Annotated in this window: 22 protein-coding genes; 14 read left to right on the top strand and 8 right to left on the bottom strand. The window is 71.4% G+C overall.

Annotated elements, in window-relative coordinates; translation table 11 throughout:
* Positions 1 to 283 precede the first annotated feature (283 nt).
* The 5 genes from O7623_RS17925 (at position 284) to O7623_RS17905 (ending at position 7,838) form a co-directional block, all read left to right on the top strand.
* A complete protein-coding gene (locus O7623_RS17925) occupies positions 284 to 1,588 on the top strand; it encodes a hypothetical protein (RefSeq protein ID WP_282224178.1) in 1,305 nt (434 codons plus the stop codon).
* 651 nt (positions 1,589 to 2,239) lie between these two features.
* Positions 2,240 to 4,234, top strand: a complete 1,995-nt coding sequence (locus O7623_RS17920) for a family 43 glycosylhydrolase (protein WP_282224177.1) — start codon at positions 2,240 to 2,242, stop codon at positions 4,232 to 4,234.
* 41 nt (positions 4,235 to 4,275) lie between these two features.
* Positions 4,276 to 5,631 (top strand): endo-1,4-beta-xylanase, encoded by a 1,356-nt coding sequence (locus O7623_RS17915; protein WP_282224176.1) that lies wholly within the window; start codon positions 4,276 to 4,278, stop codon positions 5,629 to 5,631.
* 25 nt (positions 5,632 to 5,656) lie between these two features.
* Positions 5,657 to 7,387: a cellulose binding domain-containing protein gene (locus O7623_RS17910; protein WP_282224175.1), complete on the top strand. Its 1,731-nt coding sequence runs from the start codon at positions 5,657 to 5,659 to the stop codon at positions 7,385 to 7,387.
* A 187-nt stretch (positions 7,388 to 7,574) separates the two neighbouring features.
* Entirely contained in the window at positions 7,575 to 7,838 is a 264-nt protein-coding gene (locus tag O7623_RS17905) for a hypothetical protein (protein WP_282224174.1), read from the top strand.
* Between the two features lie 36 nt (positions 7,839 to 7,874).
* Here O7623_RS17905 and O7623_RS17900 read toward each other — a convergent pair whose 3' ends face one another.
* Positions 7,875 to 10,337, bottom strand: a complete 2,463-nt coding sequence (locus tag O7623_RS17900) for a helicase-associated domain-containing protein (RefSeq protein ID WP_282224173.1) — start codon at positions 10,335 to 10,337, stop codon at positions 7,875 to 7,877.
* A 109-nt stretch (positions 10,338 to 10,446) separates the two neighbouring features.
* On the opposite strand from O7623_RS17900, the gene O7623_RS17895 reads away from it, so the two are divergent.
* Positions 10,447 to 11,061 (top strand): HAD family hydrolase, encoded by a 615-nt coding sequence (locus O7623_RS17895; protein ID WP_282224172.1) that lies wholly within the window; start codon positions 10,447 to 10,449, stop codon positions 11,059 to 11,061.
* Positions 11,062 to 11,094: 33 nt separating this feature from the next.
* Complete coding sequence (locus tag O7623_RS17890; protein WP_282224171.1) at positions 11,095 to 11,481, top strand: cold shock domain-containing protein; 387 nt, start codon at positions 11,095 to 11,097, stop codon at positions 11,479 to 11,481.
* 34 nt (positions 11,482 to 11,515) lie between these two features.
* Here O7623_RS17890 and O7623_RS17885 read toward each other — a convergent pair whose 3' ends face one another.
* Genes O7623_RS17885 through O7623_RS17875 form a run of 3 tightly spaced genes read right to left on the bottom strand, consistent with a single transcriptional unit; the run spans position 11,516 to position 14,917 of the window.
* The gene (locus tag O7623_RS17885; protein WP_282224170.1) at positions 11,516 to 12,361 is read right to left on the bottom strand and encodes a 1,4-dihydroxy-6-naphthoate synthase; all 846 of its coding nucleotides are present in this window, start codon (positions 12,359 to 12,361) and stop codon (positions 11,516 to 11,518) included.
* Between the two features lies 1 nt (position 12,362).
* Entirely contained in the window at positions 12,363 to 13,025 is a 663-nt protein-coding gene (locus tag O7623_RS17880) for a futalosine hydrolase (RefSeq protein ID WP_282224169.1), read from the bottom strand.
* A 17-nt stretch (positions 13,026 to 13,042) separates the two neighbouring features.
* Positions 13,043 to 14,917: an MFS transporter gene (locus O7623_RS17875; protein ID WP_282229457.1), complete on the bottom strand. Its 1,875-nt coding sequence runs from the start codon at positions 14,915 to 14,917 to the stop codon at positions 13,043 to 13,045.
* A 139-nt stretch (positions 14,918 to 15,056) separates the two neighbouring features.
* Here O7623_RS17875 and O7623_RS17870 point away from each other — a divergent pair, with 139 nt between their 5' ends.
* On the top strand, positions 15,057 to 15,848 hold the full coding sequence (locus O7623_RS17870) for a DUF3027 domain-containing protein (RefSeq protein WP_282224168.1): 792 nt from the start codon (positions 15,057 to 15,059) through the stop codon (positions 15,846 to 15,848).
* Here the strand turns inward: O7623_RS17870 and O7623_RS17865 are convergent.
* Complete coding sequence (locus O7623_RS17865; RefSeq protein WP_282229456.1) at positions 15,817 to 16,044, bottom strand: DUF2530 domain-containing protein; 228 nt, start codon at positions 16,042 to 16,044, stop codon at positions 15,817 to 15,819. The two genes, O7623_RS17870 and O7623_RS17865, sit on opposite strands and share 32 nt — an antisense overlap.
* Positions 16,045 to 16,316: 272 nt before the next feature.
* Here O7623_RS17865 and O7623_RS17860 point away from each other — a divergent pair, with 272 nt between their 5' ends.
* The 3 genes from O7623_RS17860 to O7623_RS17850 all read left to right on the top strand — a co-directional run bounded on the left by O7623_RS17860 (position 16,317) and on the right by O7623_RS17850 (position 19,745).
* Entirely contained in the window at positions 16,317 to 17,780 is a 1,464-nt protein-coding gene (locus O7623_RS17860) for an NCS2 family permease (RefSeq protein WP_282224167.1), read from the top strand.
* Between the two features lie 126 nt (positions 17,781 to 17,906).
* A complete protein-coding gene (locus O7623_RS17855; RefSeq protein WP_282229455.1) occupies positions 17,907 to 18,338 on the top strand; it encodes a MarR family transcriptional regulator in 432 nt (143 codons plus the stop codon).
* 75 nt (positions 18,339 to 18,413) lie between these two features.
* The gene (locus tag O7623_RS17850) at positions 18,414 to 19,745 is read left to right on the top strand and encodes an MFS transporter (RefSeq protein WP_282224166.1); all 1,332 of its coding nucleotides are present in this window, start codon (positions 18,414 to 18,416) and stop codon (positions 19,743 to 19,745) included.
* Between the two features lie 46 nt (positions 19,746 to 19,791).
* Here O7623_RS17850 and sepH read toward each other — a convergent pair whose 3' ends face one another.
* The 3 genes from sepH to O7623_RS17835 all read right to left on the bottom strand — a co-directional run bounded on the left by sepH (position 19,792) and on the right by O7623_RS17835 (position 23,533).
* Positions 19,792 to 20,859, bottom strand: a complete 1,068-nt coding sequence (gene sepH / locus O7623_RS17845) for a septation protein SepH (protein WP_282224165.1) — start codon at positions 20,857 to 20,859, stop codon at positions 19,792 to 19,794.
* Between the two features lie 280 nt (positions 20,860 to 21,139).
* A complete protein-coding gene (gene serC, locus O7623_RS17840; RefSeq protein WP_282224164.1) occupies positions 21,140 to 22,267 on the bottom strand; it encodes a phosphoserine transaminase in 1,128 nt (375 codons plus the stop codon).
* 159 nt (positions 22,268 to 22,426) lie between these two features.
* Positions 22,427 to 23,533, bottom strand: a complete 1,107-nt coding sequence (locus tag O7623_RS17835; protein ID WP_282224163.1) for a citrate synthase 2 — start codon at positions 23,531 to 23,533, stop codon at positions 22,427 to 22,429.
* 256 nt (positions 23,534 to 23,789) lie between these two features.
* On the opposite strand from O7623_RS17835, the gene pdxH reads away from it, so the two are divergent.
* From pdxH to O7623_RS17820, 3 genes are all read left to right on the top strand, one after another.
* Positions 23,790 to 24,419 (top strand): pyridoxamine 5'-phosphate oxidase, encoded by a 630-nt coding sequence (gene pdxH, locus O7623_RS17830; protein WP_282224162.1) that lies wholly within the window; start codon positions 23,790 to 23,792, stop codon positions 24,417 to 24,419.
* Between the two features lie 85 nt (positions 24,420 to 24,504).
* The gene (locus O7623_RS17825) at positions 24,505 to 25,455 is read left to right on the top strand and encodes an aldose 1-epimerase family protein (RefSeq protein WP_282224161.1); all 951 of its coding nucleotides are present in this window, start codon (positions 24,505 to 24,507) and stop codon (positions 25,453 to 25,455) included.
* Positions 25,455 to 26,075 (top strand): nitroreductase family protein, encoded by a 621-nt coding sequence (locus O7623_RS17820; RefSeq protein ID WP_282224160.1) that lies wholly within the window; start codon positions 25,455 to 25,457, stop codon positions 26,073 to 26,075. The genes O7623_RS17825 and O7623_RS17820 overlap by 1 nt, the downstream gene beginning before the upstream one ends.
* Positions 26,076 to 26,099 lie beyond the last annotated feature (24 nt).

The raw sequence follows: 26,099 nt of genomic DNA, 5'->3' as shown, positions 1-26,099 counted from the left end.
GCGGATCCGTACCACGGATCCGCTCCACCCGGCGTTTCGTCGTGCTTGCGGGGGTCGTCTGATGCGGTATCAGCCGTCCCACCGGCATCGTTCGTATTTCCAGCCGATTTCCAGCCGGTGTCTTGACAGCGGCTGATCATGGCGAGCATGCTCCGAGCTAAATCAGTTTAGCGTCGATCTACGACCAGCTCAGGGGTCTTCGGGCCAACCCCCTTCGCCTCCGGTGTCGACCCGGTGGTGGCCTGGCTGGGCACACGCGCATGCGCGGAAAGGAACGGACGCAGTGACCTTCAGCAGGAGAGCGGTCGCGCTGCTGGCTACGGCCGCAGTGCTGACCAGCGCCGGAGCGGCATACGCTCAGGGCGGCGGCAACGCGAGCGTCGTCACCGGGATCCAGAGCATCACCCCGATCACCGAGGTCTACACGTACGGCCAGCGGGTCTCCGCGGTCGCCGTCGAGTACAGCGCCAACGTCGACCCCGCATCGGTCGACCTGAAGTCCTTCACCGTCTCCGACACGGTGTACAACTTCCGGTTCAACCCGATCGACGACCTGTCGAAGATGGCCGACCGGACCATCACCGACGTCTACACCAACAGCCGGGCACACACCCGGCACGACAAGCAGTCCGTCAACGGCAGGTACGTCATCATCGAGCTGGACCCGGCCGACGTCGGCGGGTGGACGGTGATCGTCTCCAAGTGCCCGACGTTCCTGTGCACGGTCAAGGTCAACCCGGAGCTGCCGACCACGCTGACCCAGCGCAAGCCGGTACGGGCCCTGGGCAACGGTGGGCCGATGCTCGCCCCCGGCACCCCGAACCGGGTCCGTGCGATGACCAACGAGCCGGTGAACCTGCTCGTCGACGAGTTCGCCTACGACGCCTTCCTCAGCGGCGGCATGGTGCTGCCGTACCACTACCACCTGCCGGCGGACTACGACCCGGCCAGGAAGTACCCGCTGATGGTGGTCCTGCCCGGCCACGGCATGGGCTGGGACGGGGTCAACACCGGCGTGCAGATCGCGGCGGACATCCCGGCCGTGGCCTGGCTGCAGCGCAGCTGGACCGGCAGCGACGAGGACGTCATCGTGCTGGCCCCGCAGAACCAGCGGGTCGGTGCCGTCGCCGAGGCCGATCTGCTGGTCAAGCTGATCGACCAGTTCATCGCCGACCACAGCGTCGACACCAGCCGGGTCTACGCCACGACCGTCTCCTACGGCTCGCAGTTGGCGTGGGAGGCCTTCGCCAAGCGGTCCGACCTGTGGGCGGCCGGCCTGATCACCGGCGGCTTCCAGGTCAACGCGACCCAGGCCGCCGCGATCGCCGAGGCTGAGATCCCGGTCTACATCACCCACGGGGTCAACGACCACCTGCTCAACATCTCGCTGGCGCGCAACTCCCGGGCGGCGCTGACCGCCGCGTACACCGAGGACGGCAAGACCGAACAGGAGATCGCCGACCTGTTGCGCTACACCGAGTACGACAACGAGTCGTTCTCGATCCCGGACTACCACGCCGCCTACGGTCCGACGTACGCCGACCGCAGCATCCTGAAGTGGGTGCTCAGCCAGCGCAAGGACGGCTGACCAGCCAGGCTGGGACCGAAGTCACCCGCCCTACCGGGCGACCCGCCCGTCACCGTATCTGGTGGCGGGCGGGTCGCTGTTCGTCGTCGAAACGGTTCGTGGATTCGCTGTTATCGTCAACATTTGGTGTTCGCGGTGGGCGTGGCTGGGTCGTCAGGCAAATGCCCACAAGCAGGATTCTTCCCTGACTGAACCGTTTCAGCAGCGCGCTGAGCGATTGTCACTGCTCGATCCCTTGTGGTTGTTAGCGATCACAACTATGCTCCTGTTCGAGAGCGCAGGGCACGCTCCGTGACTCCGTCGAGGCCCCCGTGACCCGGTGGAGTCGGCACCAGCAGCGTCAGACGCCGCCTTTCCGGGCCGCAGTGTCGGACGCCCGCCGTCGATCCGGGCCCGACGGCAGACACCTCCGTCCCGCTGACGGTTCACCTGCGTGTCCACCCGTGTGCACGCCGGTGACCCGCCAGCACTGTCGCCTCTGGCCCCACCTGTCACCTCGACCGTCGATCCGCCACCGACGGGCGACCCGGCGTGCCCGTCCGTATCGCCGGTGCGCATCGCCGGCAGCACCGGACCGCACCACCGGATCCGGCGGCGACCGTCGGGGTGCCGGTCCCGCACCTCACCGATCCCGCGAGGAGATGAACGGCAGTGCAACGCTCAGGTCTCCGGCTCCTGACCGCTGCGACGGCGGTCGCCGCCGTCAGCGCGGCAGGCGTCATCACAGCGGTCTCCGCCCAGGCGGCGGTCGGCTGCAAGGTCACCTACACCGTGACGAACCAGTGGCAGGGCGGCTTCGGCGCCAACGTGGTCATCGACAACCTCGGCGATCCGCTGAACGGATGGCGACTGACCTGGTCGTTCGCCGCCGGCCAGACGATCAGCCAACTGTGGAACGGCGCGGTGGCGCAGTCCGGAAACCAGGTCACCGTCACCAACGCCGCGTACAACGGCAGCGTCCCCACCGGCGGCAGCGTCAACTTCGGCTTCAACGGAGCGTGGACCAGCACCAACCCGGTGCCGACCAGCTTCGCGCTCAACGGCGTGACCTGCACCGGTGCCCCGGTCACCCCGGGGCCCACCACCCCCGGACCGACCACCCCGGCGCCCACCACCCCACCGCCGACGACACCACCGCCGCAGACCGGGCCGTACACGAATCCGGTGGTGTGGCAGGACTTCGCGGATGTGGAGGTGATCCGGGTCGATGACACGTATTACATGACGGCGTCGACGATGCATTATTCGCCGGGTGCGCCGATTCTGCGGTCGTACGATCTGGTGAACTGGGAGTTCGCGGGTCATGCGGTGCCGAGGTTGGAGTTCGGGACGAAGTACGACCTGTCGGGGGCGCAGCGGGGTTATGTGCGGGGGATCTGGGCGTCGACGTTGAATTACCGGCGGAGCAACGGGACGTACTACTGGGCGGGTTGTATCGATTTCAGTCAGACGCACATGTACACGTCGCGGTCGGTGGAGGGGCCGTGGACGAAGCATGCGACGTTGCCGTGTTACTACGACGCGGGGTTGTTGTTCGATGACGACGACACGCCGTACGTGGCGTACGGGAACGGGACGATCAGTGTGGCGCAGTTGTCGGCGGATGGTCGGTCGCAGGTGCGGGCGCAGCAGGTGTTCCAGACGCCGTCGAGTGTGGGGACGTTGGAGGGGGCGCGGTTCTTCAAGCGTAACGGGGCGTACTACATCTGGTTGACGCGGCCGGCGAACGGTCAGTACGTGTTGCGGTCGACGTCGGGGCCGTTCGGGCCGTACGAGATGCGGCAGGTGTTGTTGGACATGCGGGGGCCGATCTCGGGTGGTGGGGTGCCGCATCAGGGTGGTGTGGTGCAGACGCAGAACGGTGACTGGTACTACATGGCGTTCGTGGACGCGTATCCGGGTGGGCGGATGCCGGCGTTGGCGCCGATCTCGTGGACGGGTGACGGGTGGCCGCAGGTGCAGACGGTCAATGGTGCGTGGGGGGTGAACTATCCGCGGCCGAACCTGCCGGCGCCGCCGCGTGCGGTGAAGCCGTTGACGGGGGTGGAGACGTTCGCGGGGACGGTGTTGGGGCCGCAGTGGGAGTGGAACCACAATCCGGATGATTCGCGGTGGTCGGTGAACGACGGGTTGCGGTTGTCCACGGCGACGGTGACGAACGATCTCTATAGTGCGCGGAACACGTTGACGCATCGGATTGCGGGGCCGACGTCGACGGCGACGGTGGAGTTGGATTATTCGGCGATGCGGGATGGTGACCGGTCGGGGTTGGCGATGTTGCGGCAGTCGTCGGCGTGGATCGGGGTGCGTCGTGACGGCGGGTCGACCCGGGTGGTGGTGACGAACGGGTTGACGATGGACTCCAATTGGAACACGACTGGCACCGGGGTCGAGGTGGCGAGTGCGCTGGTGTCCGGTGGTCGGGTCTGGTTGCGGGCGAATGCCGATATTCGGCCGGGTGCGGGGCGGCAGGCGCGGTTTTCGTACAGCACGGACGGGGTGAATTTCGTGAGCTTCGGGCCGGCGTTCACGTTGAACAACGAGTGGCAGTTCTTCATGGGCTACCGGTTCGGGATCTTCAATTATGCGACGCAGGCGCTCGGTGGCGCCGTCACCGTCCGACGGTTCGAACTGAGTACGCCGTGAAAATACCGCACCACACCGCACCCTTCACGAAAGGCAAGGGAATGAGAAGGACCAGAAGAATCCGTGCCATCGTCGCGGTCTCCGCCACGATGGTGCTGGCCGCCGGAATGGCGGTGGCCATCTCGACGTCGGCCAACGCGGCGACGACGCTCGGCGCGGCGGCGGCCCAGTCCGGCCGCTACTTCGGCGCCGCCACCAACTCGTTCATGCTGAACCGCCAACCGCACGCCACGGTCCTCAATCGCGAGTTCAACTCCATCGTGGCCGAGAACGAGATGAAGTGGTACCACACCGAACCCAACCAGAACCAGTTCAACTTCACCGCCGGCGACCAGCTCATCGCGCACGCCCGCGCCCGTGGGATGACGGTCCGCGGCCACACGCTGGTCTGGCACGCCCAGCAACCCGCCTGGGCGGAGAACATGTCCGGCACCGCGCTGCGTAACGCCATGATCAACCACATCAACCGGGTCGCCGGACACTGGCGCGGCCAGATCCACTCCTGGGACGTGGTCAACGAGGCGTTCGCCGACGGTGGCAGCGGTGCCCGGCGCGACTCCAACCTGCAGCGCACCGGTAACGACTGGATCGAGGTCGCCTTCCGCACCGCCCGGGCCGCCGACCCCGGCGCCAAACTCTGCTACAACGACTACAACACCGACGGGATCAACGCCAAGTCGACCGCGATCTACAACATGGTCCGCGACTTCAAGGCCCGAGGGGTGCCGATCGACTGCGTCGGCCTGCAGTCGCACCTGGGCACCACCCTCGATCCCACCTACCAGCAGAACATCCAACGCTTCGCCGACCTCGGCGTCGACGTACAGATCACCGAGCTCGACATCCAGCAGGGCGCCAACCAGGCCAACATGTACGGCCAGGTGACCCGCGCCTGCCTGGCGGTGGCCCGGTGCACCGGCATCACCGTCTGGGGCGTGCTCGACCCCGACTCCTGGCGGACCGGGGCGAACCCGCTGCTGTTCGACGGCAACGGCAACAAGAAGCCTGCCTACGACGCCGTTCTCAATGCCCTCAACGCCGGCGGCAACAACCCGCCGCCGCCGACCACGGCGCCGCCGCCGGTCACCACCCCGCCGCCGTCGGGCGGCGGTTGCTCGGCCAGCGTGTCGCTCAACTCCTGGAACGGCGGGTTCGTGGCGACCGTCCGGGTCACCGCCGGCTCCTCGGCGATCAACGGTTGGCGGGTCCGGCTGACGGTGCCCTCCGGAGCCACGGTCACCGGCTCCTGGAACGCCAACCGCAGCGGCAACACCGGTGCGGTGGACTGGACCAACGTGGACTACAACGGCCGGGTCGCCGCCGGCCAGTCGACCGAGTTCGGCTTCCAGGCCACCGGAAACGGCTCCATCCCGACACCCAGCTGCACGGCCAGCTGAGCCTGGACAGGATGAGGACACGCAGATGGGAAGACTGAAAACCAACGCCGCCATCGTGTCCACCGGTGCCGTGCTGCTGGCCTCGGCGGCCGTCGCCGCAGCCGTGCCGGCCTCGGCCGCCGCTGGCTGCTCGGTGAACTACGCGGTGTCGTCGTCGTGGCCGGGCGGGTTCGGTGCCAGCGTCACCATCACCAATCTCGGTGACGCGGTGACGAGCTGGACGCTGAACTGGAGCTTCGGTGCCGGGCAGACCGTCACCCAGGCCTGGAACACCACACTCACCCAGAGTGGGGCGACCGTCACCGCGAGAAACGTCAGCTACAACGGTGCCATCCCGACCAACGGGACGACGTCGTTCGGCTTCAACGGCTCGTGGACCGGCAGCAACCCCGTACCGACCGCCTTCACGATGAACGGCGTGGCCTGCACCGGCAGCACCACGCCCACGACGGCGCCGCCGACCACCGCTCCGCCGACCACCGCTCCGCCCACGACGGCGCCGCCGACCACGCCGCCGCCGACCGGGCCGGCGGACATCACAGTGAACACCGGCACCAGGTACCAGACGGTCGACGGATTCGGAGCCGCCACCTGGATCTGGGGCAACGGGACCTGGTCGACGGCGGAGACCCAGACCCTGGTCGGACTGGGCCCCAACCAGCTGGGCCTGTCGATCATCCGGACCGGCATCTCGCCGGAGTCCGGCGAGTGGCCGATCCAGGTCAACGCCCTGCGCACGGCGAAGTCGTACGGCTCGGACGTGAAGATCCTGGCGTCACCGTGGACGGCACCGGCGGCCTGGAAGACCAACAACAGCCGGATCAACGGCGGCAAGCTGCGCACCGACTACTACGACGACTACGCCAACCATTTGAACAGCTATGTCCAGTACATGCGCAACCAGGGCGTGACCGTCGACGTCACCTCGGTGCAGAACGAGCCGGACTGGCACCCGAGCTACGACTCGATGGACTGGAACGGCACCGAGCTGCGCAACTTCGTCCGCGACCACGGGTGGCGGGTGCAGAACACCCGGCTGATGGTCGCCGAGGCGGTCAACCTGAACTACAGCTACACCGACCCGACCCTCAACGACGCGACCGCCCGCAACAACATCGGCTACATCGGCGGCCATCTGTACGGCACCGAGGCGTCGGGCCGGTTGGGGCCGTACAACCTCGCCAACCAGCACGGCAAGCCGGTGTGGATGACCGAGTGGAACCTCCACGAGGCCGACGGAAGCGGCTCCAACATCTGGGGCAACCCCAGCAACCAGACCGTCTGGAACGAGACCCTCGACGACATCATGCGTACGGTGCACCGGTCGATGGAGGCCAACTGGAGCGCCTACATCTGGTGGTACGGCAAGCGGTACTACTCCTTCATCGGCGACGGTGAGTCGGCCTTCGGTACCACGGCCGGGGCGCCACTCAAGCGCGGGTACGCCTTCTCGCAGTACGCCAAGTACGTGCGCCCCGGCTACCAGCGGGTCGCCCTGACCAAGAGCTCCAAGGCGTCACCGCTGGAGGTGACCGCCTACACCGGCGGTGGAAAGACCACCCTGGTGATCCTCAACCGGTCGAACAGCGCCGTCAACGGTGCGGTCGTCGCGGCCCCGCAGAACGTCACGCGGGCCGAGCACCTCCTCACCTCGCAGTACTCCAACGCGGCCAGCCAGTCGGTCGGCGTCAACGGTAACCAGGTCACCGTCAACGTCGGCGCGCGCAGCATCTCCACGGTCGTGCTCACCCACTGAGGCCACCCGGTGCCGGTGCGGGCCGCGGCCCGCACCGGCACCGGAGGTCGCCGGCACCGGACCTCCCGCCGGCACCGTGCGACGCAGCCGACCTCGGACACGTCGGCCACCGCCGGTTGCTGTCCGATCCCGCTCCAACCTGCCAGTCTGGAGACAGCGGCGGTAACGATCGGGCCGGGAGGCGGTCATGACGGTCAACGACAAGGCGGATCGACCAGGGCCGGCCGACCGGAGCTACCCCGGGCCGGTCTCGCGGGCCACCCTCTTCTGGTACGCGTTCGCGTCGACCCTGCTCGTCGGCTGGTTCCTGTTCGGCTGGCTGGTCCTGCGCCAGGGCTTCGTCGACTCCGTTGGCGAAGCCCTCGGCACCGGCTTCACGCTGCTGCTGGCCGTGTCGGTGATCGAAGCCGCCCGCCGGCACCGGCACGACGGCGGACCCCGCCCCGGCTGACCGGCAGCTGATCACGGCACTCCGGTCGCTGCCGGGTCAGTCGTGGACCACGGCGGCCGTCACCCGCTGCAACGCGAAAGTGTGCAGTGTCTCGGTCCGCTCGTCCTCGGCCCGCAGGAAGCCGGCCCCGATCGACACCGGCCGGACCAGCCGTGACGCGGCGGCCCCATGGGCGTCCACGTAACCAACCCAGACCAGCGACTTGTCCCGTACCGCCTGCTGCAGCACGGCCAGGGCCTGCGCGTGCGCCTGCACCGCCGCCAGCCCGTCGACCGGCTGTCCGTTGGCCGCCCGGACGGGCCCGGGGGTCCGCCGCGCCGCCCGGACCGCCGCCTCGCCGCGCCGCAACTGCTCCACCAGCGCCTCGATCCGGGGACCGGTCAACGGCGGCGCCGCCAACGGGTCGACCGGGCGCATCGTCGCCGGATGCGGTGCCGGCGCACGGCGTACCCGGGGCGGTCGCCGCAGCGCCGCCCCGGAACCGTCCTCCACCGTCGGCGCGTAGCCGGCCTGCCGCAGCGCGTCCACCAACCGGCCGGCCGTCGCCGCGCTGACCAGCACCGTCGGCGCCAGCCGCCGCAACACCAGCCCGCCGAGCCGGCGGTCCGCCAGCACCTCGGCCAGCAGCGCCTCGTCGTCGCTGCGCAGGTACCCGCCGGCCGAACCGGCCCGCAGCCCACCATGGGTACGGGCGGTGTCGTCGACCAGGTAGGTCAACCCCTGCGGCACCGGGGTGCGGGACCGGCGGGCGAACAGCTCGTGCAGATCGCCGGCGGACCAGCCGGCGTCCAGGGCACGCCGGACACTGGCCGGAGTGACCCGGTGCACGCTCGCCGCCCCGGTGGACTCCGGCTCGGCCACCACCTCCAACTCGGCGGCGAGCGACGGATCCGGCGGGCCCGGCACCACCACGGTCAGGTCGGCCTGGACCAGGAAGTGGTCCACCGGGTCGGGCAGCAGCGCCGCCAACGCCCGCTCCACAGCAGACGCCTCACCCCGGTGCTCCCGCTCGGTCGACCGAACCCCGAGCGGGTCGTCGTCCACCCCGCCCGCCGGACCGGTCGACGGATCCTCGGCGAGCAGCAGCAGCCGGCCGTACCCGGTCAACGCCCCGAGCGCGGTGACGCCCAGCTGGGCCGCCTCGTCGAGCACCTCGCGGTGCAGCTCGTCGCGGCCCCGGCTGCGGCGCGGCGCCTGCCAGGCGAGCAGGGTCAGCACGTCGTCGGCGGTCGGCGCGGCCCCCGGCGCGAGCCCGGCGAGCACCCCCAGCACGGTACGGCGTACCGTCGGCGCGCCGGCCCGTTCCACCGCCGGCGACCGGGCGGTGATCGCCCGGTCCCGGTCGTCGCGGCCACCGATCAGACCGGGCCGGCGGGTCATCGCCAGCCACGCCTGCGCCAGCTGCTCCCACCGGCGGGCCGGTGGCCGGACGCACCACAGGTCGTAGCCGGTGGTCGGCAGCAGCTGCTGGTCGACGGCGGCCCGGTTGGCCGAACCTGCGGCGTCGACCTCGCCGATCAGCCCGGCGGCGTACCCGACCTCGATCACCAGCCCGGCCAGCTGCTCGCTGATGCCCCCGACGCGGGCCAGCCGCCGCAGTTCGCGTACGCCGATGCCGCCGGTGCGCAGCATCGGCACCGGCTCCGTCGCCACCGCCTCCAACAGGTCTCCGGCGTGCCGGACGAACTCCATGGCCTGACCGGAGCCGGCCGCGTCGACGGTCTTCGGCGGCCGACCGGGGGCGGTGACCGGCGGCGGGTCGGGGCGCAGCACCCCGAGCGGTCCGGTTTCCCGGCGCAGCAGCAGCCCGACCTCCCGGGGCAGCTCGACGGTCTGGCCGCGCTCGGCCGCCGGCACGTCGGTGACCACGGCCAGCAGCCCGGCGTCGACGAGCCATCGCACCGGACCCGGCTGGCCGGGCCCGGTCTCGGGGCCGCCGGTGCCGGACCCGACGGTGCCCAGCGGCGGCCCGGCGGCCAGCCGGTCGAGCACCGCCCGCGCCGGCGGTGCGGCGCTGAGCAGGGTACGGCGCAGCTGTGCCGGGTCCGCGCACCGCCGCGCCACCCGGTCGTCCAGCTCCGCGGCGGGTCGGCCCAACCCCGCCGGGTACGGCGAACCCGCCTCGTCCACTCCGCCGGCCACCCGCAGCCCGGTCGGCGGCCCGTAGAGCAGGCAGCGGGCCAGCAGCCGGTCCAGCGCCTGCCGTACCTGATCGGCGTCGGCCGCGCCGCCTGGGGCGACCGCCATCGCCAGCACCGCGTCGACCGAGGTGACCCCGTCGGACGGATCCCGGGACAGCCGCGCCGCGTCGAGGATCCGCAGGGTGAACTCGTCGAGGTCGTCGAGGGCACGGGCGGTGGAGATCCGCGACTGCGCGCGGGCGGCCAGTGTCGCCAGGTCGGTCGGCGCCGGTACGACCAGATCCGGACGCAGCCGTAGCAGGTCACCCAGCTCGGCGTCGGAGCGGGACCGCAGGTGGTCGGCAAGTGTGGTGGTCATCGTCGTTCCACGCTAGCCCGCCGACGGCCGGCCGTGGCCCCGGCCGTGCCGCAGTGGGCCGAGTGGCCCGTGCGACGATGGCCGCCTGCCTGGGGAGGGGAGCGGGGCGATGCCACTGGTGGTCGGATTCGACCTGGACATGACGTTGATCGACTCACGGCCGGGGATCGCCGCGACCTACCGGGCGCTGACCGCGCGGACCGGGGTGCACGTCGACGCCGCCGTCGCGGTGTCCCGGCTGGGTCCGCCGCTGCGTCACGAGATCGGCCAGTGGTTCCCACCCGAGCAGGTCGACGCCGCGGTCGAGCAGTTCCGGGCGCTCTACCCCCGGTACGCGGTCGCGCCGTCGCTGCCGTTGCCCGGCGCGGTCGCCGCCCTCGACCTGGTCCACGACCGGGGCGGCCGGGTGGTGGTGGTCACCTCCAAACTCGGCCGGCTCGCCCAACTGCACCTGGACCACCTGGGGCTGTCGGTGGACGTGCTCGCCGGGGACCTGTTCGCCGAGGGCAAGGCGGCGGCCCTGCGGGAGCACGACGTACAGGTCTATGTGGGTGATCACACCGCGGACATGGTGGCCGCGCGGACCGCCGGCATCCCCGGCCTGGGTGTCGCCTCCGGGCCCTGTCCGGCGGCGGATCTGCTGGCCGCCGGGGCGGCGGCGGTCATCGACGACCTGACCGGATTCCCAGCGGCGCTCGATGGTCCGCTCCGGCTAGCCTGGTGAGGTAAATCCACCCAAGTGAAGTCGAGGTCAGTGGTGCCGACGGGTCGAGTGAAGTGGTACGACGCAGGGAAGGGTTACGGCTTCGTCACCAGCGACGAGGGCGGCGACGTGTTCCTGCCGAAGGGAGCGCTGCCAGCCGGCGTCACCGACCTCAAGTCCGGTCAACGGCTGGAGTTCGGCGTGGTCGACAGCCGGCGCGGCGCCCAGGCGCTCGGTGTGAAGCTGCTCGAGGCACCGCCGTCCGTCGCGGAGCTGCGTCGCCGGCCACCGGAGGAGCTGCACGGGCTGGTCGAGGACATGATCAAGGTGCTGGAGGCGAAGGTCCAGCCGGACCTGCGCCGGGGGCGGTTCCCGGACCGCCGGACCGCGCAGACGGTCGCCCAGTTGGTGCACGCGGTCGCCCGCGAGCTGGAGACCTGAGCGGTAGCCGGGCGCGAGCCGGGCGGTAGCCGGATCAGCCGGGCGGCAGTGGCGGGGTCAGTCCCTGCGCTGCCGCCCGTTCCAGTAGGGCGGTCACCGCGGCCCGCCCGTCGGTGCCGAGGTCCTCGGTGAACTCGTTGACGTACAGCCCGATGTGCCGGTCCACCACCTCCGGCTCCATCTCCTGGGCGTGGCGCAGCACGTAGTCCCGGGAGGCGGCCGGGTCGGCCCAGGCCCGGCGGACCGAGTCGCGTACCCAGTCGGCGGCCTGCCGCGCGTCGACCGTCGCACGGCGGGCCAGGATCGCCCCGAGCGGGATCGGCAGTCCGGTGTCGGCTTCCCACCAGGCGCCGAGGTCGACCAGCTCGGTCAGTCCGTACCGGGGGTAGGTGAACCGGGCCTCGTGGATCACCAGGCCGGCGTCGTAGCGACCGGCGGCGACCCCGGGCATGATCTCGTGGAACGGCACGACCTCGATCCGGGCCGGCGGCCGGTCCGCCGACCAGAGTCGCAACAGCAGGTACGCGGTGGTCCGTTCACCGGGTACGGCGACCGTCGCCCCGGTGAGGTCACCGGCGGCCAGGGCACGGCCGGCTCGGGCATCGCCGGCCTGGTCGCCCGCGGCGAGCAGCAGCGGGCCGCAGCCCCGGCCGAGCGCCCCACCGCAGGGCAGCAGTTCGTACTTGTCGAGCAGCCACGGCAACGCCGCGTAGCTGACCTTCACCAGGTCGAACTCGCCCCGCGCGGCGGCAGTATTGGTGACGTCCACGTCGGCGTAGGTGACGGTGACCGGTGGCGCGCCCGGCACCTGGCCGTGCACCAGGGCGTGGAACACGAACGTGTCGTTGGGGCAGGGGGAGAACGCCAGGTGCAGAGCCACGTCAGCCACGGTAGTCGGCGTACCGGCGGGTGAGCGCGGCGGTGGCGTCGGTCAACGCGGCCAGCGCCGGTGGGATGCGCCACGCGGCGCGGTCGCGCGGGCCGACCGGGTTGGAGATGGTCCGCAGCTCCGCGAAGGGCAGGCCGAACAGCCGGGCCGCAGCGGCCACCCCGAAACCCTCCATGGCTTCGGCGGTGGCGTCCGGGTAGCGGTCGGCGAGAGCGGCGGCGGTCGCGGCGCTGCCGGTGACGGTGTTGACGGTCAGCACCGTCCCGGGTACGGCCTGCGGCAGCGCAGCGCGCAGCCAGCCGGTGAGCCGACCGTCGGTGGCCGCGACCGCGCTGCCGAAGCCGAGTTCGTCCAGGCTGAGGAAGCCGTCCGGGGACTGCGCGCCGAGGTCGGCGGCGACGCTGCGAGTCGCGACGGTGGTCTGTCCCAGGTCGATCCGGCCGACGAAGCCGCCGCCGATCCCGGCGCAGAGCACCCCCTGGTACGGCCGCCCGGCGCTGGCCGCGAGCGCCAGTTGCCGGCTGGTCGCGGCTGCCGCCACTGCGGCACCGACACCGACGGCGACCACCTCCGGCGGCGTACCGGGTGCCGCGGTCAGCCCGTGGCGTACGGCGGCGGCCTCGGCGTCGACCGCCGTCACGATCAGCAGTGGCACGCGGTGTCCTTCCGGGGTCACCGGCCCGGTGCCGGCCCGTTGGTCGGGCCCGCCCCGTCGGGGCGTGGCCGGGCCGACGATGGTCGGTAGATGTGGAAGCCGGGTGGGGTGGCGTCGTCGGCGTCATCCTGCCCGACGTCGGTACCGGCTGGCGCGGCGGTCGCCTCACCGGCGGTGCCGGCCGGCCCGGTAGCGGCCCCGGTGGCCGCTGGCCCGGTAGCGGCTGCCGACGTGGCCTGTTCGGCCCCGGTGACCGAGGCGCCCGCCGATCCGGCGGTGACCGGTGCCGGCGGCGCGGACCGGGCGCGGGGCCGGGGCCGGGCCGGGAAGATGGACCGACGGGCCCGCGGCGGCACGGCGCCCGGCCCGACCGCCCGCACCGGGGCGGCCGCAGCGCTGTCGGCGGGCCCGTCGCGGCCGGTCCCGACGGAGTCGGTGCCGGTGGCGTCGTCGACCTCGCCGTCGTGGGCCGGACCGTCGTGGGCCGGACCGTCGTGGGCCGGACCTCCATGGGTCGGGCTGTCGTCGGCCGGGCGACCGTTGAGCCGCTCCTGCCGGTGCCGGCTGGCGACGAACGCCGCCCTGGCCGCCGCGAGCACGGCGAACCCGGCCGCCGCCGCGACCCCGATCCGCCCGTCCATCGGGATGAGGCCGAGCGCCCCACCAGCCACGAAGGCCAGCATCAGGATCGTCTCGGAGTGGGCGAAGGCGCTGGCCCGCTGCCGCTCGGCGATCCGTTCCTGAATCGTGGCGTCCACGGCGAGTTTCGCGATTCCGCTGATCACGGCGGTGACGAAACAGAACAGCGCCACCATCGGCAGGGAGAACTGCACGATGGCGAGCACCCCGACGCCGGCGACGATCACCAGTCCGCTGGACTGCAGCGCCAGCGGTCGGTGGATGCGCATCCGGCTGCCGATCGCGGTGGCGATGAAACTGCCGGCGGCCAGCGCGGCACCGACCACTCCGAGCGCGCCCTCGTCGCCGAGGTCACGGCCAAGCACGACGGTGGTCAGGTCGCCGGCCTTGATCGCGAAGGCGAGGTAGAGCAGCAGGAAGCCGTAGAGGCAGCGCAACGTGGCGCTGCCGATCAGGGTGGCGACCACCAGCCGGCCGGTGAGGATCCGCTGCCGGTGTGCCTCCCGACGCAGCCCGAACACGCGCAACGCCCGGGGCACCCGCTCCGGTGGGTCCGAGTCGGCGCGGGGCGGCAGGCGCAACGAGATGACCATGCCGACCAGGAAGATCACCGAGGCGACCCGCAGCGGCCACTGCGGCCCGAACCAGAAGGCCGCCAATCCCAGCGGGGCCACGACGGCGCCGGCGATCGTGCCGTAGACGCTGGCCCGGGCCCCGGCCTGGGACAGCCCCAGATTGGGTGGCAGCAGCCGGGGTACGGCGGCCGAGCGGCCGACGCCGTACGCGCGGGACAGGGCCAGCACTCCGAACGCCGCCGGGTACAACCCGAAGCCGTTGAGGTGGTCGGCGATCAGCCAGGCCAGGAACGCCCGGCCCAGCATGGTGGTGGCCAGGGCGTACCGCCGGCCGTGCCGGAAATGGTCCAGCACCGGACCGACGACCGGCGCCAGCAGCGCGAACGGGACCATGGTGACCAGCAGGTAGAGCGCGACGCTGCTGCGGGCCTCGCCCAGCGGGGCGCTGAAGAAGATCGTGCCGGCGAGCCCGATGGTGATCAGTGTGTCGCCGGCGCAGGAGGTGGCGTGCAGGTCGAACAGCCGGGTCATGCCCGGTTCGCCGCCGGCGCCGCGCTGGCGTACCTGCAGGACCTTGCGCCCCGCCCACCGACTGCTGTACGCGGTGCCGCGCAGCACGGCGCGGGTGCCGCGGACAGCGGTCCCGGTGGTGTGCCCGATCGAGCGGAACAGCCCCATGTGCTCATCCTCACCCATCCGCACACGCCCCGTCTCGGGCTGTACCGGAAATCCGGCGTGAGTGGGCGGGTGCGGCGGCGGTACGGACCGGTCGGGGAGTGCCTGTCGTCGACGCCGGCCGGTAGGCAACAATGGGAGGGTGACCAGGAGCACCGCTCGCGCCTCCCGCCTCGATGCGGTCTGTGCCAAGGCTGTCGACGTCGCCTACGCGGCGCTTGCCGAGGCGGTGGACCCGGCCGAGATCGGCGACCATCTGCAGGTGGTTGCGGAGGGTGAGAGATTGGTCACCCATTTGTTCGAGTGCCGGCTGTCCGGCTACCAGGGCTGGCGCTGGGCGGTCACCGTCACCCGGGTGTCGCGCAGCCGCCAGGTGACCGTCTGCGAGACGGTGCTGCTGCCCGGTCCGGACGCGCTGCTCGCCCCTGGCTGGCTGCCCTGGCACGAGCGCCTGCAGCCGGGCGACCTCGGCGTCGGCGATCTGCTGCCGACGTCGTTCGACGACGACCGGCTCGCCCCCGGCTACCTGCAGTCCGACGACCCCGCCGTGGAGGAGGTCAGCTGGGAGCTCGGCCTCGGCCGCAGCCGGGTGATGTCCCGGCAGGGGCGGGCCGACACGGCACAGCGCTGGTACGACGGTGAGCACGGGCCGCAGGCACCCATCTCGACCGCTGCCCCGGCCACCGCCCGCTGCGGCACCTGCGGCTTCTACCTGCAGCTGGCCGGGGCGTTGCGGCAGGCTTTCGGGGTGTGCGGCAACGTGTACGCGCCCGACGACGGCCGGGTGGTGAGCGTGGACCACGGCTGCGGGGCGCACTCGGAGGCGTTGTCCGGCCCGGTCGAGACGCCGGTCGACGAGTTGCCGACCATCTATGACGACGGCGAGGTGGAGACGGTCGACGTCACGACGCCGTCGGCGGCTCCGCAGGACTGACCCGCCCCTGGCGGCGGCGTCGGTGGGCGTCGTGCCGCAGCATCACCGCGAGGCCGGGCAGCCCGACCAGCAGTCCGGCGAGGCAGGTCCATAACCAGTCGGTCCGCCCGGTGTCGGCCAGCCAGTCGCGGGCCAGCAGGCAGACCAGCCCGGCGATCGCCCAGGCGATCAGGCCGCCGACGGCGATCGGCACCATCGGCGGGTCGAGCGGCTCCGGCCGGGGCGCCGACCGCAGCGGCAGGACACGGCCGCCGCCGGTGTCCGGCGGGTTCAGCGACGGCGATTCGGGCACCAGGCCAGCGTACGTCCTGGTTGATCACCTCGGGGGTACGGATGAGTCCGCCGTCACGGTGTCGTCGACCGGCTCACCGCCCCCCTGTTGCTGGACGTAACCGGGATGACCTTCCTCGGTAACAGTTGATCTGAGACGATGCGCCCATCCATCCTTATGATCAGCTGTGAGGACCCATGGCGACAGTACCGGCGGAGACGACCGGGCCCACCCCGGACCGCACCCCGCGTAATGTGTTCGACCGGTTCTTCGAGATCACCGCCCGGGGCTCGACCCCGGGTCGGGAGGTACGCGGCGGGCTGGCCACCTTCTTCACGATGGCCTACATCGTCGTGCTCAACCCGTTGATCCTGGGCAGCGCCGTGGACGGCGCGGGGGCCACCTTGGCAATCCCGGCGATCGCTGCGGCGACCGCCCTGGTAGCCGGGGTGATGACCCTGCTGATGGGGGTGGTCGCCCGGTTCCCGTTGGCGCTGGCCGCCGGCCTCGGCGTGAACGCCCTGGTCGCCTTCGAGATCGCGCCGCAGATGACCTGGGCCGACGCCATGGGGCTGGTGGTCATCGAGGGCGTGATCATTCTGGTGCTGGTGCTGACCGGGCTGCGGACCGCCGTGTTCCGGGCGGTGCCGACCCAGCTGAAGACCGCGATCGGGGTCGGCATCGGGTTGTTCCTGGCGCTGATCGGCTTCGTCAACGCCGGGTTCGTCACCGGTGGCACCGCGTCGCCGCCGCTCGGCCTCGGCGTCAACGGCGTGATCGCCACCTGGCCGGCGTTCGTCTTCGTGCTCGGTCTGCTGCTCACCCTGGTGCTGGTGGTCCGCAAGGTACGCGGCGCGATCCTGATCGGCATCCTCGGCTCCACGGTGCTGGCCATCGTCGTCGAGGCGATCGGCCGGTTCGGCCCGGCCGGTGGCCCGGACGGCCGGCCCGGTGGCTGGGCGTTGACCGTGCCGAGCCTGCCGGACCAGGTCTTCGGGATGCCGGACCTGTCGCTGCTCGGCAACTTCAGCGTGCTCGGCGCATGGGAGTCGGCGACCTGGCTGGTCGCCCTGATGTTCGTGTTCACGCTGTTGCTGACGGACTTCTTCGACACGATGGGCACCATGGTGGCTGTCGGCCAGGAGGGCGGTCTGCTCGACGACGAGGGGATGCCGCCGAGGACCAAGGAGATCCTGGTCGTCGACTCGATCGCGGCGGCGGCGGGTGGCATGGCGAGTACGTCGAGCAACACCTCGTACATCGAAAGTGCCGCCGGGGTCGCGGAGGGTGCCCGCACCGGGGTGGCCAACCTGGTCACCGGCGGGTTGTTCCTGCTCGCGGTCTTCCTGTCGCCGCTGGTCGAGGTGGTGCCGTTCGAGGCCGCGTCGACCGCGCTGGTGGTGGTCGGGTTCCTGATGCTGACCGCGGTGCGCACCATCGACTGGACCGACTACGAGATCGCCATTCCGGCGTTCCTGACGATCGTGCTGATGCCGTTCACCTACTCGATCTCCAACGGCATCGGCGCCGGGGTGATCACCTTCGTGCTGATCAAGCTGGTGAAGGGTCGCGCGGCGGCGGTGCACCCGCTGCTGTACGGGGTGGCCGTGCTGTTCACCCTCTACTTCCTGCGTCACCCGTTGGAGTTGCTGATCGGCTGACCAGCCGGGCCCGCCCGATCCTTGGCGCCGGCGGTACCCTGGGGGCCGCCGGTGACGGTGGTCATAACGGCTGGGCGATCAGGTGGTTCGTTAGTTAGGCTAACGAACGTGACGGAGTGGGCGGTGATGGGAGAGCAGGTCTCAGCCGCGCAGCTGGCCGTGTCGTTGCGCGACGCCATCACCCGACTCAACCGACGGGTCCGACAGGCCCGCCCGGTCGGCGACCTGACGGTCACCCAGCTCTCCGCGCTCACCAGCCTGCAGCTGGCCGGTGCGCTGACCCCGCGGGAGCTGTCCGAGATCGAGCGGGTCCAGCCGCCGACGATGACCAAGATCGTCGCGAAGCTCGAAGAGCGCGGACTGGTCAGGCGTACCCCGCACCCGACCGACGGTCGGCAGGTGATCCTGTCGGCCACCGAATCGGGCCGCGAGGTGCTCGCCGCGTTCGAGCGGATACGTGACGAGTGGCTGGCCAGTCGGCTCGACGCGCTGAGCCCCGACCAACGCGACACGCTGCGCCAGGCCGCAGAGATCCTGCAGCAGGTGTCGCGCGCCTGACGCGCCGCTCGTCGGCCACCGGGTCCGCTTCGTCCCACGTGGATGACGCGTACGATCCGAGGAGGCGCACCCCGAGTGCGGGCGAAACTGACCACCACCTTCCAGTCCCTGCGGGTCCGGAACTACCGGATCTTCGCCACCGGTCAGCTGATCAAGCTGATCGGCGTATGGATGATGTTCATCGCGCAGGACTGGCTCGTCCTGCAACTGTCCGGCGACTCCGCCACCGCGCTCGGCGTGGTCGTCGCCCTGCAGTTCACCCCGGTGCTGCTGTTCACCCTGGTCTTCGGCCGGCTCGCCGACCGTTACGACAAGCGGATGCTGCTGTTCGTCGCGAACGCGATGTGGTTCGTGCTCGCCCTCGGCATGAGCGTGCTGGTCCTGACCGGCGCCGTGCAACTGTGGCACGTGTTCGTCTTCGCCGGACTGCTCGGCGTCGGCAACGCCCTGGAGACCCCGGTCCGGCAGGCCTTCGTCTCCGAGTTGGTCGGCACCCCGCTGCTGCCCAACGCCCTCGGCCTGTCCTCGGCGACGTTCAACACCGCCAGGATCGTCGGGCCGGCCGTCGCCGGCCTGGCGATCGCCGCGTTCGACGTCGGCCCGGTCTTCCTGATCAGCGCGATCGCGTCGGCCGCCCCGCTGGTGGGTCTGATCCAGATGCGCGCCAGCGAGCTGCACCGTGCCGACCTGCCCGTCGGCGGGGCCCGCGACGGCGCGAAGGTCGCCGACGGGCTGCGCTACGTCGCCCGCCGGCCCGACCTGATGCTGCCGATGGGTCTGATGGCCGTCATGGGGCTGCTGCTGTTCAACTTCCAGATCACCCTCGCCGCGCTGGCCAAGACGGTGTTCAACACCGGGGCGGCGTCGTTCGGGCTGTTCACCACCGCGTTGGCCACCGGCGCGCTGGCCGGCGCGCTCGCCGCCAGCGGCCGGCGTGGCCGCCCGTCGGTCTACGTGGTGCTCGGCAGCGCGCTGGCCTTCGCCGGCCTCGCCACCCTGGTCGGGCTGGCGCCGACGTACTGGCTGGTGGTGGCGTTGCTGGTGCCGACCGGATTCTTCATGGTCTACTTCGCGCAGGCATCCAACCAGCGGGTCCAGCTCGGCGTCGACGCCGCGTTCCGCGGCCGGGTGATGGCTCTGTGGGTGCTGGTCTTCCTGGGCACCAACCCGGTCGGTGCGCCGGCCATCGGCTGGGTCGCCGAACACCTCGGAGCCGGGGCGAGTATCTGGCTCGGCGGCGCGCTGTCGTTCCTCACCGCCGCTGCCGCGCTGCTGTGGCAGCTGCGCCGCACCGGCAGTCGGCTGCGGCTGCGCTGGGCTCCGCTGCCGAAGTTCTACGTCCTCCCCGCCCCACCCACGACGATCTTGCAGTTATCGAGAGCAAATGTCGAGTTTGTCCGTCGATAAGTGCAAGATCGTCGCCGACTGGCGGGGTGAGGAGCTGGCGGGGTCGTCAGGAGCTGGCGCGGTCGGCCGGGCCGCTGCCGAACAGCACGTCGTCCCAGCTGGGCAGCCGCTTGCGGGGCTTGCCGGTGCCATCGGCCGGGGTCTCGCCGCCGCTGCCGGTGGTGGCGCGACGGGGCCGCAGCACCGCCAGCGACGGCACGGCCGGGACCTCCTTGGGCGCATCGGCGTCGTCGTCGAAGGCCGATCCGGCACCGCCGCCGAGCAGCGCGGCCGCACCACCGGCCACCGGCCGCTGCCGGGGCGTCTCCGCGTTGGCCGCCGGCTCCAGACCGCGACCAGCGGCCGAACCCAGCGGACGGTCCAGCGACGCGAGCAGCGCGTCCCGACCGGCGCGGATCGGGTCCCGGGAGGGTCGGGGCGGGTCGCCGGGGGCGGCGGGCAGCGCGTGCCCGCGACCCAGCTCACCCCGGGACGGACCGGGCAGGGCGTGGCCGCCGCGCTCCGCTGCCGGCTCCTGACCGAGGATCTGGGTGGGCCGCTCGGTGCAGAGGTACTGCGCCATGTCGTCGTGCGGCGAGATCACCTGGCGGCTCTTGTCGAGCTCCCAGATGGCCTGGGCGGTGGCCTTGCCGGACGGCCAGGTGGCGATGATCCGCCAGGTGCCGTCGTCGCGCCGGTACGCGTCCCAGGAGATCTTCTCCGCGTCGATGCCGTGCTGGGCCAGTCGCCCGTCCACGACCTCGGCCAGCGGGGCACCCTTCTCGGAGTTCTTCAGTCGGGTCCGGCGGGCGTGCTGGGCGAGCATCGCCCGCTCCTGCAGCACCGGGCCGGCGTACCGCAGGACCCGGTCGACCGGCACCCCGGCGATGCGGGCGACGTCGTCGGCGGACTCGCCGGCCCGGATCCGGGCCTGGATGTCCCGCGGCGACAGCGACGGCTTCGGGTCGCCCGGCGCGCCGGCGACGGCCAGCGTGGTGGGGCTGGTGCCGGGATCGGCCTGCACGGCGGTGGAGACCCGGTCGTCGATGGGTAGGGCGAGCAGTCGGCCGACCTCGTCAGCGAGGACCAGGGCCTGTCCGTCCTCGGAGAGGGCGACGAAGCGTACTGGGCGCATCGCGTTGCCTCCGTCCCGCCGAGCTGCCCCACGCCGTAGACCGACCTCGCCCCCCGGCGTCCTCAGGCACACGGTACGCCGATAAGTCATCCGATGGGAGTAGGCCACGCCGGGCATGTCGAGTGAGCTGCCCGGATCCGCCCCGGCCGGCGAGTCGGGTGGTCGACAGTGATCGAGGACCGGCGATCACGGATGGTGAGATCGCCGACCGGGATTCTACGGCAAATCGGTCGGTTCAGCCACAATCAGTGACTGAACCGACCGTGTCATCCGATTTCGCTCAGAGCCGCTCGATGACGAAGTCGACGCAGGCGGTCAGCGCCTCCACGTCGGCCGGGTCGACCGCCGGGAACAGCGCCACCCGCAACTGGTTGCGGCCGAGCTTGCGGTACGGCTCGGTGTCCACGATGCCGTTGGCGCGCAGCGTCTTGGCGATCGCCGAAGCGTCCACCCCGTCGGCGAAGTCGATCGTCGCGACCACGTTCGAACGCAGCGCCGGGTCGGTGACGAACGGCGTCGCCACCGTCGAACGCTCCGCCCAGCCGTAGATCGCCGCCGCGCTCTCCGCCGTCCGCTTCGCCGCCCAGGCCAGTCCACCCTGGGCGTTCATCCAGTCGGTCTGCTCGGCGGCCAGGAAGATCGTCGCCAGCGCCGGGGTGTTGTAGGTCTGCTCCAGCCGCGAGTTGTCGATCGCGGTGACCAGGTCCAGGAACGCCGGGATGTACCGGCCCGACGCCTTGACCTGGGCGGCCCGCTCCAGCGCGGCCGGGGACATCAGGGCCAACCAGATCCCGCCGTCGGAGCCGAAGCACTTCTGCGGGGCGAAGTAGTAGACGTCGGTCTCGGCCGGGTCGACCTCCAGCCCCCCGGCCCCCGAGGTGGCGTCGATCAGCATCAGGGCACCGTCGTCGGCACCGGCCACCCGCCGGATCGGCACCGCCACGCCGGTCGAGGTCTCGTTGTGCGGGGTGGCGTAGACGTCCACCCCAGCCTCGGCGACCAGCGCGGGGGCCGAGCCCGGGTCGGCCTTGCGGACCGTCGGCTCGCCGAGGAACGGCGCATCGCGTACCGCCTTGGCGAACTTCGCCCCGAACTCGCCGAAGCTGGCGAACTGTGCCCGGTCGCGGACCAGGCCGAACGTGGCGACCTCCCAGAACGCGGTGGTGCCGCCGTTGCCGAGGATCACCTCGTACCCCTCGGGCAGGGCGAAGAACTCGGCGATGCCCCGGCGCAGCCGGGCCACCTCGTCGCGGACCGTCTTCTGCCGGTGCGAGGTACCCAGGTAGCTGGTCGCGACCTCGGCCAGCGCGGAGACGGCCGCCGGACGGACCTTCGACGGGCCGCAGCCGAACCGGCCGTCGGCGGGCTTGATCTCGTCGGGGATGCGGATGGTCGCAACGTCAGCCACGGTTACCAGAAGTCCTTCCGGGTGCGCTATGGGTCTCCCATCCTCGCACCCGGGGCACCGGGCCCGGGGCGTGGTCTCATGCCTGCGACTGAGGCGTGCCCCACATCCGGGGCCCGTCGTCCGGGCCCGGGACGTGGGGTCGACCGAGGAGCGTGCGGGTCAGACGTCGTGCGGTACGGCGTCCCAGCCGGCGACCTCGTGCGGCTTGCGTGGGGCCGGGCCGACGTAGCGCGCCGACGGGCGGACCAGCCGCTTGAGCCGCTTCTGCTCCAGGATGTGGGCGCTCCAGCCGCCCATCCGGGCGCAGGTGAACATCGAGGTGAACATGTGCGCCGGCACCTCGGCGAAGTCGAGCACCACTGCCGACCAGAACTCGACGTTGGTGGCCAGCACCCGGTCCGGCTTGCGGTTGTGCAGCTCCTCCAGGGCGGCCTTCTCCAGCGCCTCGGCGATCTCGTAGCGGGGGGCACCCAGCTCCTTGGCGGTACGCCGCAGCACCCGGGCACGGGGGTCCTCCGCCCGGTACACCCGGTGCCCGAAGCCCATCAGCCGTTCGCCACGGTCGAGCACGCCCTTGACGTACGCCTCGGCGTCACCGCTGCGCTCCACGCCCTCGATCATGTGCAGCACCCGCGACGGGGCGCCGCCGTGCAGCGGCCCGGAGAGCGCGCCGATGCCCGACGAGATGCAGGCGGCGGCGTCGGCCCCGGTGGAGGCGACCACCCGGGCGGTGAAGGTGGAGGCGTTCATGCCGTGCTCGGCGGCGGAGATGAAGTACGCGTCGACCGCCTTGACGTGCCGCGGATCCGGCTCGCCCCGCCACCGGCGCATGAAGCGCTCGACGATGGTCTGCGCCTTGTCGATCTCCTTCTGCGGCACGGCCGGCAGTCCGAGCCCCCGGGCCGACTGGGCGACGAACGACAACGCGGTGACCGACACCCGGGCCAGGTCCGCGCGGGCCTGCTCGTCGGAGATGTCCAGCAGCTGCGACAACCCCCAGTACGGGGCGAGCATGGCGACCGCGGACTGCACGTCGACCCGGATGTCGCCGGAGTGCACCGGCACCGGGAACGGCTCGGCCGGCGGAAGACCCGGCCCGAACCGGCCGTCGACCAGCAGCGCCCAGACGTTGCCGAAGGAGACCTGCCCGATCAGGTCTTCGATGTCGACCCCGCGGTACCGCAGCGCACCGCCTTCTTTGTCAGGTTCGGCGATCTCCGTCTCGAATGCGATCACACCTTCGAGTCCTGGCTTGAAGTCGGACATATGGCTCTCCTGGGTGGGGATTTTGGTGGTCCGGCCCGAACGCCCGGTAGAACTGCTTCAGGCGGCCCTGACGGCTGCTACGTACGTGTTGCCTTTATGGTGCCCGCGTTGTTGCCTGTCTGGTGTCCGGCCGTGCCGTATCGGTGACGTGGTCACTCGGCCTCGTGTCCGGTGGGTAACCAGCCTAGGTTCGAGTGCCGGGGTAGCCCTAGACCAGGAGAGCGACGTGACGGGAGACACACCACGACCGGGCCCGATGCGTCGGGACTATCGCGACGCCCCCGAGCTGCGTCGCAGCAGTCTCGCCGGCGACTGGCACACCCAGTTCGCGCGCTGGTTCGCCGAGGCGGTCGCGGCCGGAATCGCCGAGCCGAACGCGATGGTTCTCGCGACGGCGGACGCCGACGGTCGGCCGAGCACCCGGACGGTGTTGCTGAAAGGGTACGACGAGACCGGGCTGATCTTCTTCACCAACTACCGGTCACGAAAGGGTGGGCAGCTCGTCGTCAATCCCGCGGCGAGTCTGCTCTTTCCCTGGTATCCGATGTCCCGGCAGGTCGAGGTGTGCGGATCGGTGGTCAAGGTGCCCCGGACACAGACCGAGGCGTACTTCGCGACCCGGCCGCGCGGCTCCCAACTGGGGGCGTGGGCCAGCCCGCAGTCGCAGGTGATGGCGGACCGTGCGGCGGTCGAGGCCGGTCTGGCCGAGGCCGACCGGCGGTTCCCCGGGCCGGCGGCGGTACCTCCGCCGCCCCACTGGGGCGGCTTCCGGGTGGTGCCCGAGACTGTCGAGTTCTGGCAGGGCCGGGCAAGTCGACTGCACGACCGGTTCCGGTACCGGCGGGAGCCGACCGGCGGCTGGTCGATCGAGCGACTCGCGCCGTAGAGCGACCTTTAATTTACGCTTAGCTGTTGTGGATCATGGGGTCACGGGTGCGGCGATGCGTGGATCGACCCGATATCGTCGCCGCATGGACAACGTCGATGCACGTCCGGGCCCACCGTCCGGAGCGCAGTGGACGATCACGGCACACGGGCACGAGGCCGTCGTGGTCGAGGTGGGTGGCGGCCTGCGGGCCTACCGGGCCGGTGGATTCGACTACGTCGACGGGTACGCCGAGGACGAACTCTGCGTGGGCGGCGCCGGCCAGGTGCTGATCCCCTGGCCGAACCGGATCCGGGACGGCCGCTACACCTTCGACGGGGTCGATCGCCAACTGCACCTGTCGGAGCCGTCCCGACACACCGCCCTGCACGGCCTGGTCTGCTGGCTGCCCTGGCAGTTGGTGTCCAAGGCAGCCGACGAGGTGGTGATCGGGACGACGCTGCCCGCCACCCCCGGATACCCGTGGACGTTGGTGCTGCGTACCCGGTGGCAGGTCGGCGCGGACGGGTTGCGGGTGACCCACCAGGCGACCAACGCCAGCGCCGAGCCGGCGCCGTTCGGCCTCGGGGTCCATCCGTACCTGCGGTTGCCCGACACCGACGCCGACGACACCGTCGTGCGGCTGCCGGCCCGCAGCCGGGTCCTGGTCGACGGCCGGCTGCTGCCGATCGGTACGGCGAAGGTGGCCGGCAGCGAGTTCGACTTCACCTCGGGTCGACGGGTCGGCGCCACGGTGCTGGACACCGCCTTCGGCGACCTGGACCGCGACCCGTCCGGTGGTTCGGCGGCCCGGCTGTCTACTGCGGATGGTTCGGCGGCCGTGACGATCTGGGCCGATCCGGCCTTCGGCTGGTGGCAACTGTTCAGTGGGGACACTTTCGCGCCGCCGCGCTACCGCCGGTCGATCGCGGTGGAGCCGATGACCTGCCCGCCGGACGCGTTCCGGTCCGGGCGCGATCTGATCGTGCTGGCGCCGGCCGAGACCTGGCAGGCCAGCTGGGGCATCCGCCCCGAGGCGGGTCCGGGCGCGCGCTGATGCAGCTGCGGGAGGTGATCCGCCGTCGGCGGATGGTGCGCAACTACGATCCGGACCGCCCGGTGGAGCCCGAGGTCGTGCAGCGGCTACTGGAGCATGCGATCCGGGCCCCGTCCGCCGGTTTCTCCCAGGGCTGGGGCTTCCTGGTGCTGGAGACCCCGGCCGACCGGGAGCTGTTCTGGACGGCGACGACGCCGGTCGCCGGGGATCCGGACAGCGCGCGGCGCAGCCGCTGGTTGACCGGGATGAGCCGGGCTCCGCTGATCATCGTCCCGCACGCCAACCGGTCGGCCTATCTCGACCGGTACGCCCAACCCGACAAGGGCTGGACCGATCGGGACGAGGCCCGGTGGCCGGTGCCGTACTGGCACATCGACACCGGGTTCGCCGCGTTGCTGATGCTGCTGACCGCGGTCGACGAGGGGCTGGGCGCGTGTTTCTTCGGCATCCCGCCGGAGCGCACGGGCCACTACCGGACGGCGTTCGGCGTACCGGACGACTTCACCCCGATCGGCGCGCTGACCGTCGGCTATCCGGCGCCGGACACCCGGTCGGCGTCGCTGCGGCGGGGGCGACGACCGGTCGACGAGGTGGTCCACCGGGGGCGGTGGGGTGCCTAGTGCGGTGAAGCCGACAGCGAGGAT

This window comes from Solwaraspora sp. WMMD791 (genome assembly GCF_029581195.1).
GTDB lineage: Bacteria > Actinomycetota > Actinomycetes > Mycobacteriales > Micromonosporaceae > Micromonospora_E.
This window is presented reverse-complemented; position numbering and strand designations above follow the sequence as displayed.

Coding starts and splice junctions, on each gene's coding strand:
- O7623_RS17910 (WP_282224175.1), top strand. CDS start 5,657: ATGGGAAGACTGAAAACCAACGCCGCCATCGTGTCCACCGGTGCCGTG.
- O7623_RS17865 (WP_282229456.1), bottom strand. CDS start 16,044: ATGGTGCCGATCGCCGTCGGCGGCCTGATCGCCTGGGCGATCGCCGGG.
- O7623_RS17860 (WP_282224167.1), top strand. CDS start 16,317: ATGGCGACAGTACCGGCGGAGACGACCGGGCCCACCCCGGACCGCACC.
- O7623_RS17875 (WP_282229457.1), bottom strand. CDS start 14,917: ATGGGGCTGTTCCGCTCGATCGGGCACACCACCGGGACCGCTGTCCGC.
- O7623_RS17825 (WP_282224161.1), top strand. CDS start 24,505: ATGGACAACGTCGATGCACGTCCGGGCCCACCGTCCGGAGCGCAGTGG.
- O7623_RS17915 (WP_282224176.1), top strand. CDS start 4,276: ATGAGAAGGACCAGAAGAATCCGTGCCATCGTCGCGGTCTCCGCCACG.
- O7623_RS17900 (WP_282224173.1), bottom strand. CDS start 10,337: ATGACCACCACACTTGCCGACCACCTGCGGTCCCGCTCCGACGCCGAG.
- O7623_RS17835 (WP_282224163.1), bottom strand. CDS start 23,533: ATGTCCGACTTCAAGCCAGGACTCGAAGGTGTGATCGCATTCGAGACG.
- O7623_RS17905 (WP_282224174.1), top strand. CDS start 7,575: ATGACGGTCAACGACAAGGCGGATCGACCAGGGCCGGCCGACCGGAGC.
- pdxH (WP_282224162.1), top strand. CDS start 23,790: ATGCGTCGGGACTATCGCGACGCCCCCGAGCTGCGTCGCAGCAGTCTC.
- O7623_RS17855 (WP_282229455.1), top strand. CDS start 17,907: ATGGGAGAGCAGGTCTCAGCCGCGCAGCTGGCCGTGTCGTTGCGCGAC.
- O7623_RS17895 (WP_282224172.1), top strand. CDS start 10,447: ATGCCACTGGTGGTCGGATTCGACCTGGACATGACGTTGATCGACTCA.
- O7623_RS17820 (WP_282224160.1), top strand. CDS start 25,455: ATGCAGCTGCGGGAGGTGATCCGCCGTCGGCGGATGGTGCGCAACTAC.
- sepH (WP_282224165.1), bottom strand. CDS start 20,859: ATGCGCCCAGTACGCTTCGTCGCCCTCTCCGAGGACGGACAGGCCCTG.